We start from the raw sequence: 14,967 nt of genomic DNA on the forward strand, positions 1-14,967 counted from the left end.
TAGGGGCCTTTTTACTGGGTGTGAAATCACGCGGTGAGGCGTGCGGGTGTATCCGTGGCTTGATCGGACTGCAAGGCCAACAGGTACTCAGAGGCTTCCCGGGCCTGACCACTGGCGCGGAAAATGGCTCGTTTGTCCTCCTTGAGTATCTTCAGCCAGGACGCCAGGTATTCCTCGTGTCGCAACTCACCCTGGGTACCGGTGAGTGCGCAGAGAAACGCGGCGCCCATTTCTGCGACCAGCTCCTCAAAGGCATACGCCGTGGAGCCGAATGCATGCCCGCCGGTGATACCTTCACGGTTCAGACGCGACCGGTGGCCCGACCAGTGTGTCAGCTCATGCAGAGCCGTTGCGTAGTAGCTGCCGACGTCTTCGAACTGCGCCTTCGTAGGTAGCTGGATCAGATCACGAATCGGCTGATAGAACGCGTCATCGCTGTAGCGATGCTCGATGCGCGCCCCGCTGGCGCCCAGTAGTTGCTCGGCCGGTTCATGAACGATGAAGGTCGCCGGCTCTGTGTGCTCGGTGCAGGCTGGCTCCTCGTCAGGCAAGCCTTCGGTCTGCTCGACGTTGAACAGGCAGTGCGTGCGCAGGAGTGCGAACTGCACCAATTTGATGTTGCCCTGTTCATCGCGAACGACCTGGCCGTCCTCGTCATGCGCCTCCTTGCTCATCGGTTTGTACAGTACCGCGAGGGTGGATTGCTCGCCCTTGCGTACATGGCCACCAGCCTTGCGTGCTTGATTGAAGGTCAGCCAGCGATCCTGGGTGAACCCTCGCAGACGGGCCTCAGCCCATAGCAGTGGAACGTTGATGCCGGCGTAGGGCCGCCGGGTAATGGCGTTGATGGGAAATGGGGAATCAGCGCTCGAACCTGTGGTGGTCCAGGGTTTGATCCAAGGGATCACGCCCTGACTCAGGGCACTGACGATCTTGTTGGTGACGTCCAGGTAGATATCGGACATGGCGTTCTCCGGTCGTGAAGGGGGGAACGCTGCCCGGCCGGGAAGGGTTCCCGGTGGGGGTAGAGGAGGCTGCGACGGTGCTGAGTGGGTCAGAGGGCGGCGATGTCTACCGCGCTCTCATCAGGCAGTCGGATGAACAAAAAAGGTGGGCCGTTGCGCGGTGTGACGCGAGCCAGCTGAATCTGCGGCAGGTGGGTAATTACTGAAGTGCCGTTGCTCTGCAGGTGATCGAGCTGGAGTGCTAGGGGGCAATGCAGGGCAAGCGGTGCAGAAGTCAGCGCGCTATTGAGTAGTTCTGCCAAGCGCAGTGCGGACTGTCCAACCGGCTCCTCGCCTGTGGCAGGTTCAATGAACTGCCGCCAGACACCTGGGCTCAGCACAATGGCAGTGGAGAGGTGGTTCATCCTGGACATGGTGGCCTCCGGTTAGCAGATTCCGCGTCACCTTTCTGAGGTTTGGTGTGTATTTGCCCGATCCGATCAACCCACCGAGCAGGGAGCGTCCGTCCATTAAAACGCGCCTGAACGTGGGGTCAATCTCCGATCCTGACCTCTTTTGAACGGGGCTATCCAGGGCGTTCCAAGGAAGACTATCGGCCTTGAATTCCTGACCAGCGGCGACCCCAGTTAGTCTGAATGTAGTGCGAAATGCCTCCCGAGAGGCCCGTTAGGTGCCTCTCGGGAAGCGCAAGGTGCTCGCTTTTGCGTTCAAGATTTTCCCGCAGGATCAACCTCGGCTGCCAGGTACAGGTGGGTGGAGGTAGCCTCCACCACTAGCGATCCTGAAGTGCCACGAAGGCTGGCGAGAACGGGATCATTGATGTCAAAGTACTCGGCAAAATCATCGCCGCCAAATTCATCGCGGGCGCGATTCCGCCAGGTGTCGAAGTCGTCGACGGCAGGGTTGCAACCGGTGGCATAGGCCAGGCGTTTACGCCCACCGCCATCCGGTTTGCTTTCGCCAACCTCTGACATGAGGTAGACGCCGTGGTCTTTGACCAATATCACTCTGCAACCGTTGATACCGGCCTCTGCTAACACGGCGTGAAGTTCAGTGCCTGTGAAACGCAGCATGATGAGATCCTCCAGAATGTGCGGAGGAATGCCACCCATGCGGGAGAATTCCCAGCACTGGTATGGATTGGGTTTGGGGGCGTCAAAGACGCGGGCTCAATGAGCTATGGGGGATTGGAAGGCGTTCATCACCGGGGAGCGGTGACCATGCGAGCTGCCGAACGCGAATCGCATTTGGGGATAACCATCACATACGTGACGTAGCCTCAAAGGTTATGGCTACCTGGGATGCTGGAAAACCAGCGATTGCACAGTTGGTTTAACAAGCGGACCGACATAGCGTCAATGGTGCTTTTCGCATGAGTTTCAGGTGCAGGTCCATTGAGCGCCACTGGCGATAATCGGTGGCACCCAGGTGATTAACGGTCATGGAAGTCAGCGACAGAGGAGTAAGCTAAGGCTTGGATCCAAATTAACTGTAGCGGCTCGGCCCTGAGCCAAGGCACGGGTAGGGAGGTAATCAAATGTCGACTCCGACTTGTTCCACTTCTAGTCGTACATCTGTTGGCAAGTATCTAATTCGTGCTGCGGTTGGTGTCGGCCGGCTGGTTAACAAACTGGAGTCTACGATTCTGGACTTCGGCATGCTGGCCCCGGTTCCGATCAAGTATCGCAAAGTCGTTTTTTATGTTTTCAAGTTAATCCTGGTGCTAGCCGTTGCTTCAGTTGCGCTTTTCCTTGCAATAGGCATGGTAGCTGTATGGACTATTGCGGCTCTGCCAATCAGTGGTGATAGACAGCCTCGTATCCATGAAATGAGCCATCCTCGACATCATCTGCGATACCCAGAAATGTATGACGATAATGGGGCCCCTAGGTGATTGGTTATTTCAATCTGCGGGCTCCAGACATAAGCTGTGATGATCCCTTCTCTGCTTGTATCTGAGCACTTTCACTTCCGCGGGTCAGGAGCGTTTGCATACCGCTGCCCACGTTGTATCCCGCCCAGCTCATCACGCCCAGGAAAAACATCGGCAGCACCACGAACATTGCGCCCATGACGTACTCGATTACTTGCGCGGTGACCGTTCCGTCCATGAAGCCTGCCGTCGGCAACGACAACAGTGCCTGGTCTGTTGCTGAAACTTGGTTGTATAGCGTTTCCAGCATGCTTGAATCGACCCAGCGCGCCAGTTCCCACCAGAACGTCAGCATGTGCAGGGTGAACAGCGCGAACGTGATCGTCATGAGCACCTTCAACTGGTAGGTGCTGATCAGCAGCACCAGCGGCAAGCTGATGATGGTGCCCATGATCAGGAAGGCCTGAACCATGGGTAAGGCGGCACGCAAGGCATTCATCGCAGGGAAGTTGCTGATAGAACCCAAGGCCAGGCCGGTATTGGTGGCCAGGTTGTTGAGTCCTTGCGTCAGTGAGCCGCCCCTGGCACTGCTGCCGTAGTCCTGGAACACTTGCCCGGGTGCCATGCTCAATGACTGTTGCCGCGGGCTCACCAGCTCTCGCAAGGTAGCGTCTTCGATCTCGGTGGTGGTGCGCCCAGTCAGCCAGCCTCGCAACTGCGACATCAGCGATGGATCGACCTCAGCCACCAAGCGATCACGTAATCCGATTGTGCCATCGCTCCACCACTGCTTGCAGGTGGGATAACCAGCACCGTTGTCGAGCTGGGGCAGAGAGGTATCTCTTGTCTCGTCGTATGGCCAATCGACCCTGGGCATTCGCGAGCGATCGGTATCGTAGTAGTCCGGTGTGTTGAGCAGGTAGGTCGAGCCAATCCAGGACGCATCGTAGCTCTGGGATTGGTCCAAATCGGGCCGATTGGTAAAGAGCCGTGAGCGCGAAAAGCCGTAGCAGTCTCGGGTGAAGTCGGCGACCTCCTGCAGCAGTACCTGGTCGTTGATCCGCGAGCTGTCGATCTCCATGCGCATCGCACGGATATCAGGTGCGCAGGGGATCGACGCGGTCGCGGCGGCGGTGATGCCTTTGCTCATGGCATGCACTAGGAACCACCACACCGGCACGTTCGCTGACTTCTCTCCGATGGTGTTGAAGGTTGTGCCCCAGGCCGTGTCCGCAGGTTTGGCCATGGACACGCCACAGCGCTGGCTCGCCGCATCGTCAAAGCTCACGGAGGACAGGTTGAGCGGAAAGAACGGCATGCAGCCAAACAATATGACCACGTAGCTCATCCACAGCCGGTTCTCGACCCGAGGGATCGACAACAGCCCCTTGTTGCCCTCGTCGGCACCCTGTTGGCGGGCCGACAGCCATTCCTGCAGGATGATCGCGCCAAACGGCGCGGCGAACAGCCCGGTGTCCGCCAAGGTGTTCCAGATGCCGTTGTTGATGATCCAGGCTAGCAGCGAGAGGTAGTACTCGAGGTAGCTGTTGGTGCTCATGTTCATGGCTCCACCTCACACGCGAGACAGTTCGACCAGGATGATCGAGCTGAAGCCGATTAAGCCCATGCGCCTCACCCGTTGCTGATCTGCGGGCATGGGTCGTCTGCGCAACGCTGCGGCCCAACTGGCGAACAGCAGGGTGTACAAGAGCGCGCGCCAGCACGCGAAGTAAGGCGCTGACACTCGTGCTGATTCGAGCCAATTCAGCTGGGTCACGGACAGGTGCAGCGCCATCCAAGCAATCAACAGAATTCCCAGCATGGCACCGAGCACCAGCAGTACACGCGCGAGCGTGAACCTCACCGATAATGAGATCATGGCGTGCTCCTCTCCTGTTCGGCTCGGCGCAAACGGTCCGGCTCCGGATCACGCTGATCGATGCTACGCGAGGCGTCGGCACCGCCGGCGTGGCGATCGAGGACCAGGCTGGCGGTGTTGGTGGCCAGTGACTGGCGTACCTGTAGCTCGGTTTGCAGCAGGCGGATCTCGCGCTCCAGCGTTTCGACGTTGCTGTTGAGGGCGTTGGTGGCGGGCTGCGCCGAAGCCACATTGGGCTCGTGGCTGCCGGCAAACAGCGTGCGCTGTAACAGCATCGCTTTGTAGATCACACTCGATAGCGCGGTCTCGCTGGCCAGGCGTCGGGCCAGCAGGTTTTGGTCGGGGTCATCGCGCAGTCCCTCGATGACTCCGCGGGAGACCTGCAGCAAAGGGCTGGAGACTTTGCCGAGGTTCTCCGGGGTGGGTTGCTCGGCGCCTGAGACCATGCGTTGCAAACCTTCCAGGTTTTCCGTGTAGGTTTCCTGGATAAGCGGTGATAGGCCGGTACCAGCGGTTACCCGTAGTGTCTCGCAGTCGTCGCAAGTCTCCACCTCAGTTTCCCCGAGCACACGCGTCGCCCACTCGGAGGCCTCCTCGGGGCTCGACCAGGCTTGGCAGATGGCGCCATTCTGGCAAGCCGAACCAGGAGCCGAGGTATCCTCGACCGCCCGGTTGTGCAGCAGGTTGTAGCCGGCCTTGACCACGTCCGACGTTACCCGGATGGGTTGCTGGCCGTTGCCACCGGCTTTTTGCCCACCGACCCAGCTGACGCCGTTGTTGCCGTTGTTCGATTCGGTGTCCTTCACCGCCGTCACGGCGTCCCCCCCGGACTGCTCGAGGTTGTGCTGCATCTCCTGGTTCTGCGCCAGCGCGCCCCAGCCGGCCTGGTCGACCTTGTCGGCCATCTTCGCCGCCATTGCCTGGCAGGTGAGCTTGGAGCGATCAAAGTCGATCCGTCCCTGCAGAACACCATTGCTCAGCAGCTCATACAGCCCGGGATTGGCCCGCTGGATGATCATCGCCGGCAGCGACATCACTGCCTGTGTGGCGTTCTGAATGACGTTGCCCATGATCTGCTGGAAGCCCTGGGTGGCGCCATTGAGCTGGTTCTGCAGGGTGTTCGAGAGGTTCATGTTTCCGCACATCATGTTGGCGCGCCAAGACATGCCCACGCCAAGGCCATTGGGTCGGTAGAGCGAGGAGGGCGCTCCTGCCGCTGAACCGCCGCCGATGGTGTACATCACCCGGTCGTCCAGCACCGGAGCCTGGTCACCAAGGTGGTAGCCGTTCTCGGCGGCGTGGCCCACGGCATAGACGAGGAAGCACAGCAGACCGAGCGAGAGGGTCTTCATCACTGGCCTCCGTCAAAATCGATGCTGAACAGGAAGGTCTGGCCCATGCGCTGGCAGCAGCGGTAGGGCCGCCACAGCGACCAGGCATAGGCGCCGTCGGCGCTCTGGATCGTTGGGCTGGGGAAGATGGCGCAGGTGTTCTGGATCACCGGGACGAGCAGCTGCCAGCGGTGGTTGTTGACGTTGTTTTCTAGCACCGGCTGTGGGGGCCAGTAGCCGGGAGCCGGCATCGGCTGCAGCGGCCGATAGACGTGCGGCTGGCCAACGCGAGTGATGAAGTCACTGGCGCGTTGAGCCATAACGGCGCCCGCCTTGAAATCGTCGGGCTGCACCAGAAAACCGTGGCGTGGGTAGACGCTACCCCACATGTCGCCAAGTGCCTGATTGCCGATCTCGCGTACTTCCGGAACCAGTGCTTGCGGGTAGACGGATTCGGGAATGGCTTGGCGCCACGCCAGCGGGTCGAGCGTACTGAGGTAGTAGGGCGCAAGCGGCACGGCACCGCTTGGACAGGCATAGCCGAACGTGTGCGCCAGGGCGGTAAGCGCAGCTCCGCCAGGGTGCCCGATGCCATCGACATTCTTGAACCGTGGCAGGTTATCGCGCTGCGGCGAAGGCGTGATCAGGTTCCCACCGCCTTGTGATGCTGGCGTCGGCGTCGACAATGCAGACATCTCACTCCAGGGATTGCCCCCGGTATCGGCATAACTCGACACCACCAGTTCGGGAATGAAATGACGGATCTTCGGCGAGGTGCGCACCGTGCAGCCGAACGGCGTGCACAGCAGCCAGTAGCAGATACCGACGACCCGGTATTCCAGGCACTGCAGCGAAGTGACGGAGGCGATGATGGTCGGGCTGGTCAGTGCCAGGCACTGCTCGGTGGCGATGAGCAGAACCGCCGCAGTGAACGCACGGCTTCGGCCGGTCTTCTTGAGCTTCGGTAATCTGCAGCGGATGGAGGCGGTCACGTTCATGGGCAACGCTCGGCAGGTGGCAGCGGTGTGCATCCATGCGCCAAGCTTCAGCATCCCGGATCCGGCACTGGAGAGGGACGGACAAACCGAGCCCTGGGTGATCGGTTTCGTCCGGCGCCTGATTCAGCAGCGTGAGGTGGGTAAAACAGCTAAGGAGTACAAATGTGCTCTTGCCGGTTTTTTGCTGAGCCAATGGGTTCGGATAAACCTGGTGGTCCTGTTCATGACATGCCGCGTAGGCGGTCGATCTCTGCTGCGACCTGCAGGGCGGCCTCCAGCCCGGACTGCTGGTGCTCCTCCATCAATCGCCAGCGTTGGGCTTTTTCCTCGGGCTCGGTCATGGCCAGTGCGAGGTACAGGCTCGGCGGCACCGCGCGGAACAGCGTCTCCAGATTCTTCGACAGGACCACGCCCTCGGTGTACTTGCCCGAGGCCTTGCTCGCGGAGAGCAGCAGCGCCTTCTGCGCCGGCGTGAGTTTCTTGAAGCGGGCGATTTCCTCAATTTCCGCCTGCGGCATGTTCAGGCAGATCCACCACTCGATCATGTTGAGCATGGTCTGCGCCGCGTCGGGGAAGTCGGCTAGGTTCTGTGTTGCCAGCCAGAACCAGGCGCCGAGCTTGCGCCACATCTTTGTGCCCTTGACCACAAAGGGTGCCAACAGCGGGTTCTTGGTGATGATGTGACCCTCGTCGGTGACCATGATGATCGGCCTGCCGAGATATTGGTCACGCTCGGCAAGGTTGTTCACCGTGTTCATCAGGCTGATGTAGCTGATCGACATCTGCGCTTCGTAACCCTCGCGGGCGTAGGTGGCGAGGTCGACAATCGTCACATCGCTTTCTGGCCAAGGCGTGCCGGGCCGGTCGAACAGGGCGCCCTCAAAACCCTGGCAGAACAGGTCGATGGACTCGGCCATCTCCTGGGCGCGCTCTCGGCGTTTGTCAGGCAAGTGGGCGTCGCTGGCAACCTGGCGCAGGGCATCGCGGACATACCGCGTCTGCACCTGTTGTTCGGTCGCTGCGCAGTGCTGGGCGGCATCGAGGATGCACTCGCGGATCAGGCTGCGGTCCGCGCGGGTCAGGCGTGCCTCTTCCTTCGCTTCACCACCGGTGATCATCAGCCGTGCGGTGATCTCCAATTCGCCCAGCACATCGCGCTGCTCATCACTGTCCGGCGCGTTTTCATCCAGGTCTTCGGTCGACAGGCTGGCCACCTGATCCGGTTGCTCGATCAACCGACGAGCATCGGCGAACGGCGCCAGGCTTAGGCCACTGCCGGGTTTGAGTTGCACCTTGTTGACGGACAGCCCGAGGGTAGCGAAGTAGTCGCCCTGCAGGCCAAAGGAGTTGCCCGCTTCGACGATGAACAGCCGCGGCCGGTACACGGCCATGACCTGCATCAAAATCGAGACCAGGGTGGCCGACTTGCCGGCGCCGGTTGGGCCGAACAACAGCAGGTGGCCATTCATCGAGCGGTCGAAACGTGACAACGGGTCAAACGACAGCGGTGCACCCCCACGGTTGAAAAACGTGATGCCCGGGTTGCCGGTACCGATGCTGCGGCCCCAAAGCGGCAGCAGGTTGGCGACATGCTGGGCAAACAACAGCCGGGTGTACCAGTTGCGCGTGTCTCGGGCCGGGTTGTAGACCATCGGCAGCCAGCGCAGGTAGCTGTTGCACGCCGCCACTTCATCGCCCTCGCGCACCGGCTGCAGGCCGGCGCCGAGCAGTACGTTGGCGGCCTGAATCGAGCGCTGGCGCAGCTGTTGTTCATCCGCACCGCGCAGATACAACGCCAATGTGCCGCGGTACAGCTTGTGCTGGCGCCCGATCAACGCGCGCGCTTCTTCCAAGTCTTGGCGGGTCTGGGTGGAGGCGAGATTCTCGCCGATGGCTTTACGTGCCAGGCGGTTGAGCTGCTCTTCGAGCACATCCTGGGGCGTGATCACCAGGGTCAGGCTCATCACCGCCTGCTCGGGTAATTGATCGAACAAGGCGTTCAACGCCTCGCCTTTGCGCGTTTCCCCGGTCAGCTGGCCGATATGCGGCGGCCTGCGCAGCTTGTCGACCACCATCACCGTATGAGGCTGTTGATCGAAGTACCAGAGGCCCTGTTCGCTATCGGACCGCGGTTCCTGGAAAAACAGCCGCTCGGCGAAATCGTGGTCGAACGGCAGCGGCAGGTCCTCGCCGTCGTCCGTCTCCGGATAGGGCACGCGTTGATAGAACGCTGCGGGGGATTCGTCGGTTAAGGCAGGGGACGGGTTGAACCAGGGCAGCAACCAGGCGTAGAAGTCGCGTCCGGTCAACCGTCGAGGGCTGACCCCGCAGGCCTGCAGCGAGGCCACCAGGCGGTCGCAGGTGCGGCTCAGCAGCTGAGTCGGGCTCTGCCCGTCATCGTCACCCTGGTCCCCGAGCCAGCGGTAGACCACCAGGCGAATCCGCCGGTTGCTGCCGCGCCAGGGCAGGTGGGACACGACATGGTCGTCGAACAGCCCACCCGGTTTAGCAATGGCGTCGAGGTGACGTTGCATCGAAGCGAGGAAGGCCTGGGTAAATGGTGTGCCGCGAGCCCTCGGCGCGATATAGTGCTCCAGGCGATCAAGGTACGGGGCAAAGTCACTGTCGTCCTGGCAGAAGAACTGCACCACCCAGGGCGCCTGGTCCAGTTCGTCGAAGCTGTCCTGCAACGCATCTTCCAGGGCGTCGCGGGCCGCCATCAACCACTCGGGCTCACGGCCCTCGGTCCCGATCGGCTGCAGCTCGAACACCGCGCCCACCGAGCGGTTGTCGTCGAGCAGAAAGCACTGCTCGTCCTCGAGGTATTCGACCCAGGGTAGGTGATCAGCAAAGCTGGGATTGTGGGCATACTGGGCGGCCTCGTCGGCAAGCGTGGCGCGCCGGCACTGCGCCGCGCGCCAGGGCTTCCAGCGCGGCGGGTCGCGTCTTGTGTCATCGGCCATCACAGATCGTCCAGGCGTTCGCCGGGCAGCGCATACTGGACCTTCTCGTACAGCGGGAACACCGTCGAGTAGCCAGGTACCGGGGTCTGCTGGGTACCGGCCAGGTGCGGGTATACGTACATGACCAGGTCCGGATTGGGCAGGCGCGGGAACTGGGCGCGGATTTCGTTGGCAGCCGTTCGCGTGTAAGCGCTTTGGTTGCCTATCAGGCGCTCAGGGTCGAGCACCGGACGGCGCAGTTCGCCACGCGCTTCCTGCAACTGCTGCTGGGAACCGACGGAGCCACCGCCGTTCCAGATGTCCAGCATGGTTTGATCGCCGTGGGGCAGCATTTCCTCCTTGCTGGTGGAGCAGCCGCTCAGGTGCAGGGCGAGCAGCAGACTAATCCAGATCCAGTACCGAAACGGATGGGCTTTCATGGTTCACTCTCCGGCCTTTCGGCTCGTAGTCGATGCTGATCTCGTGGTCCAGGTGCAGGGCCACTTTGGCCCCGGGCGGCACGTAGATGGCGGCAAAGGCTTCGCCATAGAGCTTGTTGATCCACTCACGGATATCGCCAATGCCACCGCTGATGACTGAGTTCAGCGCGCTGTTACCGTTGTTCTGGGTCAACCCCAGGCTGCCGCCGGCCGAGTTGATAAACGAGGTGTTGGTCTGCTCGCTGCCCAGGGCCGCGGCGAAGCCGGCGCCGGCTGCGGTGATCAAGCTCTGGCTGCCCAGGTATTGCTGGGCGTTTGAGCGGCGCTCGCCGGAAATGCAGGGAATGCCGTAGGGATCGGAGATGTAGCCCAACCCGCCACGGATCTTTTCAGTGTCGGAGGTCTGGGGGCTGCTGCGATTGCGGCTGACGACCTTCTGCGGCTGTGGCACCGTGCGGACGGTCCCGTCGCTGAAGACAAAGGTGATGGACTCAACCTGGCCGCGTACGCAGGACAACGTCCAGTCACCGGCGGCGGTGCCGCTCATGACCGCGCCGACCACGTCCGGCAGGTCAATGCCGTTGGCGGTGAGGTTGTCCGGGCCCACCAGCACCTTGAACGGATAAGGGTCGTTCACGGTGCCGTCTACCGGTACCCGGCCAATCAGCGCAGTCATGGCGATCGAGCCCATCAGCGTCGAGTTTTCAGGGAGGGTGTACACGGGCCTGGCGCCCTCGGCGCGGTCCTGGGCATTCTCCAAGTCACGCTCGCCTTTTGCGACGGCACGCAAGCGATCCTGGCCACGATCAATGGCGTTGTTGTCCAGGCCGTGCAGGTCCTTGAACGTCGACGTCAGCGATGACAGCGGACCGTCAGCTTTGCTGGCGTCGTCCTGGCCGGCGCGGGCATTCGACGGTTCGATCCACTGCATCGCGTCAGCCGGCTGCTGAGCCCCCGAAAACTGTTGCTCGTCGCCTGGCTCAAGGCCAAAGCCTGCGGGGACATCCGACTTCGCGGCCGGCTTGCTGGTGAGCTGGTCCTTGAGTCTGGACAGCAGGCCCTGGGTTTCGCGGTGCTGCTGCTCAGCCTTCTGCCGGGCATCGTTGGCCTGCTGGCGCTGCTCGGTGACCTGTTGGGTGACGCTGCTCAAGGTGCTCTGGATGCGCGTGTCGATATTGCCTTCGCGCGAGCGCAGCCGATTGTTTTCGGTTTGCAGCGCATCGTTGCCTTTCTTCAGCGTCTGCATCTCGCTGCGCATCGCTTTGACCTGGCCGATCAGTGTGGCCACGGTGTCGCGCGGGGTGTCGCCCGCGATGCCCAAGGCCTTGGCTTGTTCCGCGCTGAGCGTAGTTTTGTCCAGATCGCGAGCGTGCTGGCCGTCCGGAGCGGCCATCCAGGATTTGCCGATGATCAGCACGATGCCCAACAGGACTCCGGGTACCAACCACTTCAGCAGGCTGTTAGCTTTCATGATCGGCAGCCTCCGGTTTTAGCGGGGGCAGCAACATGGCGTGCTTCAGGTCGCTTCCGCGGGTGACGAGGTAGGCCACGGTGGTGTCTTCAGGCGTGCCGGCGAGGCCAAGGTCTGCGTGCTGGAACGTCGTGGCGTACAGCGTAGCCTGAAGGTGACGCGGGTCCAGCGTGACCTTGCTGGGGCCGCGGTTCACGATCTTCACCGCCGTTACCCAGTAATCGCCCAACCGCCACGCAGCAAGCGCCTTGATCGAAACACGCTCGGTGGGCAGCAAGGTGCTGAACGCGATGGAGTCGGTCAGCGGCACGCGCCGTACACCCGGCAATGGCGCCACGGTACGCAGAGGCGCATAGAGGTTCTGCGCGGCATAGCGAGTCAGCACTACCGGTACTGGCGTCGCCGAAGGTGCTGAATCTTTCTTGTTCTCCGCGTCCGGCACCTGAACCTGGGCCACGATCTTGACCGGTTCCAGCGTCTCGCTGCCCTCGAGCGCCTCGATATCGATCAGGATGATGTCGCCCGTCTTCACCGACTGCAGCTGCAGCCGGGTAGGGGGGAGCGCTTCGGCGGCGCGCAGATACACCGTACCAGCGACGGATTGCACGCGCAGCTTGCTGGCGATCGCACTGGGCAGTCCAACGCGAACGTCTTCATCGAGCATCAGGACCCGCTCCTGGCCCACCGTGAGCGGAACGGCCAAGGGTAGGCGGTCCCAGTATTTGACCTCGACGGCGCCGACCGCTGAACACCAGCCGCTGGCCATCACCAGAATCAGGATCAAGACACGCATCATCACGCACCTCCCGGCAGCGTCAGCTTCTGCGGTGTGCCTTCGTAGCAGTCCAGGGCTAGGCCCCACTTATTGCGTTCAGGGTCGACGTCGAAGCGCACCACCCGCAGCGGATAGCGCACCACCACGCGTTTTACCGGCTCGGCGGCGTAGTATTCGTCGGCGTTGAGGTCGAGCTTGACCAGCCAGCTGTGCTTATCCAGCTGTTTCACGCGCAGATCGGGGTCGTCACTGTAGCCGCGGCCCAGTACCTCATACACCCCTCGTACCCGGCCACGCAGTTCACCGGCGGCCTTGCGATATTCAAAGTCGCCGTCAAAGAAGGTCTTGCACGCGGGCGTTAGATAGGGCTGCAGGGCGAAGATGGCGCGGTGGTAGTCCACCTCTCCATCGGTGGGCCAGCGGTTGAGTTGGCCGAAGATGTACAGGGCGAAGGCGTAGATGTTCTCGGGCGGCACATCCCACCACTTGCGCGTGCTGCCTGAGCGTAGATCAGGCGGTACGTGAATGGTGAGCTCGGATGGCGCGGCCTGCCAGCCGTACCACAGCCCGCCGCACAGTAGCGCCAGGATTGCCACGGCAAGGCGCAGACTGAAAATATGCGCCAGCTGCGCATCCACCTTGTTGCGGAAGCGGCTCATGGGTTGGCTCTCCTATGCCGGCGCGTACGGCGCACGGTCCACGGCCCCGAATGGAGGATCAGTTGGTGGGTACCGATGCCCCAGTGAATCGCCAGGTGCCACTGCAGGCGCCGGTACAACCAGGTTTCGGGGCGGGCACGCTTGGCCCGGCGCAGCAGCTTGCCGCCGCCGAGCAACACCAACGCCATGCACAAGAACATGCAGGTAGGGAGGGTCGCGATGGAGGCGGTGGCCACTGCCAGCGGCGCACCGAGGATCACGCCCAGCGCGGCACCGACGATCAGGGCGACCCACATCTCGTCGTTGGTGAGGCCGCGCAAGACGGCCGGGTCACGATTGAGGCGTTCCGGAAGGAAGGTCAGCGTGCCGTCAGGCAGCGTGGCAGGGACGTCGGACATGAGGACCTCACAGAATCGTCGCGGCTTTGGTGAGGAACCACAGGATCACCACTACCAGCAGCGCGCCGACGCCGACCACGGCGCCGAGGTCTTTCCAGGTTTTGCGCTGGTTCTGCACGTCGGCGTAGACGGTGAGCGAATGCCAGGCCACGCCGAGGAAGGCGAGGGTGGCGATTAACAGGCCGAGCAGGATGCCGCCGTCGTAGGCGTAGTTCTTGATCGTATCGATCAGGCCCGAACCTTCACCCCGAGAGGGGGCTTCCATGGTCGGCAGGTCGGCCCTGGCGAACGTCGAACTCAGCAAAACCAGACCGCCGAACAGGACTTTTGAAAAGGTACTCCGCAGCAATAGAAGCGAGCGGTGGCAATGGTGGGAGAGTTTCATGGCAAGGTCTCCGGGTTACGACAGCATGAAAAACATCAGCACAATCAAGGCGAGGGCCAGCCGCAGCGTGCTACCGCCGAGCGCGCCAAAATTGAGGTTACCGGCCGCCCAACCGCGGTAGCCGCTCCACAGGGCCCAGGTGCACCAGAGCAACGCAAGTACCAGCACTGATGAGCGCCATAGCACCGAGCTGAGCTGCGGGGTAAACCCGGCCACGGCGGAGAATGCGCTGAGTTGGGCGTCACTCATGCTCATCGGAGCTACTCGAATGAAGCGCATCGGCACGGTAATCGCCGCTCAGCTCGACCAGGTCAGCTGGCTGCGCGCGGGAAGGCGACAGATAGTTGTTGATACCGTCCCGCACGCGCTCCAAGTCCGCAGTCAACCTGGGGTAGTCGAAGCGATAACGAACTCGGTCAGCACCGGTAGCGCTGCTACGAGCTCGATCGGCCAACAGCTCGATGGCATCGATCTGCCGCTGCATCAAGCCAAAATCCGAATTTTCACGAATGTCTTGAGCGAAGGCGCCAAGTGGTACTAAGCATATGAGCAATAGGCAGGAAGGTCTCATGGCAAAATCCTTCTGGGGATCTGGTATTTACCTTGAGTTGGCAGACTGCTTTCAGACATGCGTTAAATGAATAACGGTCCCTTCATTTTTAAATGTGATGATGGTGATAGGCGAGGCACAGGACACGTCTAGGTGGTTGTATACGATGCAGGAGTGACTAGGAGCGCCTTGCGCGGCAGCAGCGGTAGTGAGTATTTTACTCAATTGACATCAATTATCATTTGCGAATAACATCTCGCGCACAAACAGCTGGTCGGTTTTTATAAGGAAGTATGAGCGC

16 protein-coding genes are annotated in these 14,967 nt (G+C 61.5%); all 16 read right to left on the bottom strand.

Translation table 11 applies throughout. The features are described 5' to 3' along the window. Window positions 1-26: 26 nt before the first annotated feature. The 16 genes from PRJ_RS09395 to PRJ_RS09475 all read right to left on the bottom strand — a co-directional run bounded on the left by PRJ_RS09395 (window position 27) and on the right by PRJ_RS09475 (window position 14,687). A complete protein-coding gene (locus tag PRJ_RS09395; protein ID WP_104961176.1) occupies window positions 27-965 on the bottom strand; it encodes an ArdC family protein in 939 nt (312 codons plus the stop codon). Window positions 966-1,054: 89 nt separating this feature from the next. Next, entirely contained in the window at window positions 1,055-1,378 is a 324-nt protein-coding gene (locus tag PRJ_RS09400) for a hypothetical protein (RefSeq protein ID WP_256597946.1), read from the bottom strand. A 294-nt stretch (window positions 1,379-1,672) separates the two neighbouring features. After that, on the bottom strand, window positions 1,673-2,038 hold the full coding sequence (locus tag PRJ_RS09405; RefSeq protein WP_104961177.1) for a DUF3085 domain-containing protein: 366 nt from the start codon (window positions 2,036-2,038) through the stop codon (window positions 1,673-1,675). An 825-nt stretch (window positions 2,039-2,863) separates the two neighbouring features. After that, window positions 2,864-4,402, bottom strand: coding sequence for a conjugal transfer protein TraG N-terminal domain-containing protein (locus tag PRJ_RS09415; protein ID WP_104961179.1), 1,539 nt, complete (start codon window positions 4,400-4,402; stop codon window positions 2,864-2,866). A 9-nt stretch (window positions 4,403-4,411) separates the two neighbouring features. After that, on the bottom strand, window positions 4,412-4,717 hold the full coding sequence (locus tag PRJ_RS09420) for a hypothetical protein (RefSeq protein WP_104961180.1): 306 nt from the start codon (window positions 4,715-4,717) through the stop codon (window positions 4,412-4,414). Beyond that, window positions 4,714-6,069, bottom strand: a complete 1,356-nt coding sequence (locus PRJ_RS09425) for an integrating conjugative element protein (protein ID WP_104961181.1) — start codon at window positions 6,067-6,069, stop codon at window positions 4,714-4,716. The genes PRJ_RS09420 and PRJ_RS09425 overlap by 4 nt, the downstream gene beginning before the upstream one ends. Continuing rightward, window positions 6,069-7,046, bottom strand: coding sequence for a TIGR03756 family integrating conjugative element protein (locus PRJ_RS09430; protein ID WP_104961182.1), 978 nt, complete (start codon window positions 7,044-7,046; stop codon window positions 6,069-6,071). Before PRJ_RS09430 ends, PRJ_RS09425 begins: the two co-directional genes overlap by 1 nt. Before the next feature lie 221 nt (window positions 7,047-7,267). Then, complete coding sequence (locus PRJ_RS09435) at window positions 7,268-10,009, bottom strand: conjugative transfer ATPase (RefSeq protein ID WP_104961183.1); 2,742 nt, start codon at window positions 10,007-10,009, stop codon at window positions 7,268-7,270. After that, window positions 10,009-10,428 (bottom strand): TIGR03751 family conjugal transfer lipoprotein, encoded by a 420-nt coding sequence (locus tag PRJ_RS09440; RefSeq protein ID WP_089230096.1) that lies wholly within the window; start codon window positions 10,426-10,428, stop codon window positions 10,009-10,011. Before PRJ_RS09440 ends, PRJ_RS09435 begins: the two co-directional genes overlap by 1 nt. Beyond that, window positions 10,391-11,899 (bottom strand): TIGR03752 family integrating conjugative element protein, encoded by a 1,509-nt coding sequence (locus tag PRJ_RS09445; RefSeq protein WP_104961184.1) that lies wholly within the window; start codon window positions 11,897-11,899, stop codon window positions 10,391-10,393. The genes PRJ_RS09440 and PRJ_RS09445 overlap by 38 nt, the downstream gene beginning before the upstream one ends. Then, window positions 11,889-12,695 carry a TIGR03749 family integrating conjugative element protein gene (locus PRJ_RS09450; protein WP_104961185.1) on the bottom strand — a complete coding sequence of 269 codons (807 nt, stop codon included), beginning with the start codon at window positions 12,693-12,695 and terminating at the stop codon, window positions 11,889-11,891. The genes PRJ_RS09445 and PRJ_RS09450 overlap by 11 nt, the downstream gene beginning before the upstream one ends. Then, entirely contained in the window at window positions 12,695-13,333 is a 639-nt protein-coding gene (locus PRJ_RS09455) for a PFL_4703 family integrating conjugative element protein (RefSeq protein WP_104961186.1), read from the bottom strand. Before PRJ_RS09455 ends, PRJ_RS09450 begins: the two co-directional genes overlap by 1 nt. Then, on the bottom strand, window positions 13,330-13,731 hold the full coding sequence (locus tag PRJ_RS09460; protein WP_104961187.1) for a TIGR03750 family conjugal transfer protein: 402 nt from the start codon (window positions 13,729-13,731) through the stop codon (window positions 13,330-13,332). The genes PRJ_RS09455 and PRJ_RS09460 overlap by 4 nt, the downstream gene beginning before the upstream one ends. 7 nt (window positions 13,732-13,738) lie before the next feature. After that, window positions 13,739-14,116 (bottom strand): TIGR03745 family integrating conjugative element membrane protein, encoded by a 378-nt coding sequence (locus PRJ_RS09465; RefSeq protein WP_104961188.1) that lies wholly within the window; start codon window positions 14,114-14,116, stop codon window positions 13,739-13,741. A gap of 15 nt (window positions 14,117-14,131) precedes the next feature. Then, window positions 14,132-14,371, bottom strand: coding sequence for a TIGR03758 family integrating conjugative element protein (locus PRJ_RS09470; protein ID WP_104961189.1), 240 nt, complete (start codon window positions 14,369-14,371; stop codon window positions 14,132-14,134). After that, window positions 14,358-14,687 carry an RAQPRD family integrative conjugative element protein gene (locus tag PRJ_RS09475; protein WP_104961190.1) on the bottom strand — a complete coding sequence of 110 codons (330 nt, stop codon included), beginning with the start codon at window positions 14,685-14,687 and terminating at the stop codon, window positions 14,358-14,360. Before PRJ_RS09475 ends, PRJ_RS09470 begins: the two co-directional genes overlap by 14 nt. Between the last annotated feature and the right edge of the window lie 280 nt (window positions 14,688-14,967).

Source organism: Pseudomonas sp. XWY-1 (assembly GCF_002953115.1).
GTDB lineage: Bacteria > Pseudomonadota > Gammaproteobacteria > Pseudomonadales > Pseudomonadaceae > Aquipseudomonas > Aquipseudomonas alloputida.

Bases quoted from the DNA above. Each gene is read 5' to 3' on its own strand.
- PRJ_RS09395 (WP_104961176.1), bottom strand. From the start codon at position 965: ATGTCCGATATCTACCTGGACGTCACCAACAAGATCGTCAGTGCCCTG.
- PRJ_RS09400 (WP_256597946.1), bottom strand. From the start codon at position 1,378: ATGTCCAGGATGAACCACCTCTCCACTGCCATTGTGCTGAGCCCAGGT.
- PRJ_RS09405 (WP_104961177.1), bottom strand. From the start codon at position 2,038: ATGCTGCGTTTCACAGGCACTGAACTTCACGCCGTGTTAGCAGAGGCC.
- PRJ_RS09415 (WP_104961179.1), bottom strand. From the start codon at position 4,402: ATGAACATGAGCACCAACAGCTACCTCGAGTACTACCTCTCGCTGCTA.
- PRJ_RS09420 (WP_104961180.1), bottom strand. From the start codon at position 4,717: ATGATCTCATTATCGGTGAGGTTCACGCTCGCGCGTGTACTGCTGGTG.
- PRJ_RS09425 (WP_104961181.1), bottom strand. From the start codon at position 6,069: ATGAAGACCCTCTCGCTCGGTCTGCTGTGCTTCCTCGTCTATGCCGTG.
- PRJ_RS09430 (WP_104961182.1), bottom strand. From the start codon at position 7,046: ATGAACGTGACCGCCTCCATCCGCTGCAGATTACCGAAGCTCAAGAAG.
- PRJ_RS09435 (WP_104961183.1), bottom strand. From the start codon at position 10,009: ATGGCCGATGACACAAGACGCGACCCGCCGCGCTGGAAGCCCTGGCGC.
- PRJ_RS09440 (WP_089230096.1), bottom strand. From the start codon at position 10,428: ATGAAAGCCCATCCGTTTCGGTACTGGATCTGGATTAGTCTGCTGCTC.
- PRJ_RS09445 (WP_104961184.1), bottom strand. From the start codon at position 11,899: ATGAAAGCTAACAGCCTGCTGAAGTGGTTGGTACCCGGAGTCCTGTTG.
- PRJ_RS09450 (WP_104961185.1), bottom strand. From the start codon at position 12,695: ATGATGCGTGTCTTGATCCTGATTCTGGTGATGGCCAGCGGCTGGTGT.
- PRJ_RS09455 (WP_104961186.1), bottom strand. From the start codon at position 13,333: ATGAGCCGCTTCCGCAACAAGGTGGATGCGCAGCTGGCGCATATTTTC.
- PRJ_RS09460 (WP_104961187.1), bottom strand. From the start codon at position 13,731: ATGTCCGACGTCCCTGCCACGCTGCCTGACGGCACGCTGACCTTCCTT.
- PRJ_RS09465 (WP_104961188.1), bottom strand. From the start codon at position 14,116: ATGAAACTCTCCCACCATTGCCACCGCTCGCTTCTATTGCTGCGGAGT.
- PRJ_RS09470 (WP_104961189.1), bottom strand. From the start codon at position 14,371: ATGAGCATGAGTGACGCCCAACTCAGCGCATTCTCCGCCGTGGCCGGG.
- PRJ_RS09475 (WP_104961190.1), bottom strand. From the start codon at position 14,687: ATGAGACCTTCCTGCCTATTGCTCATATGCTTAGTACCACTTGGCGCC.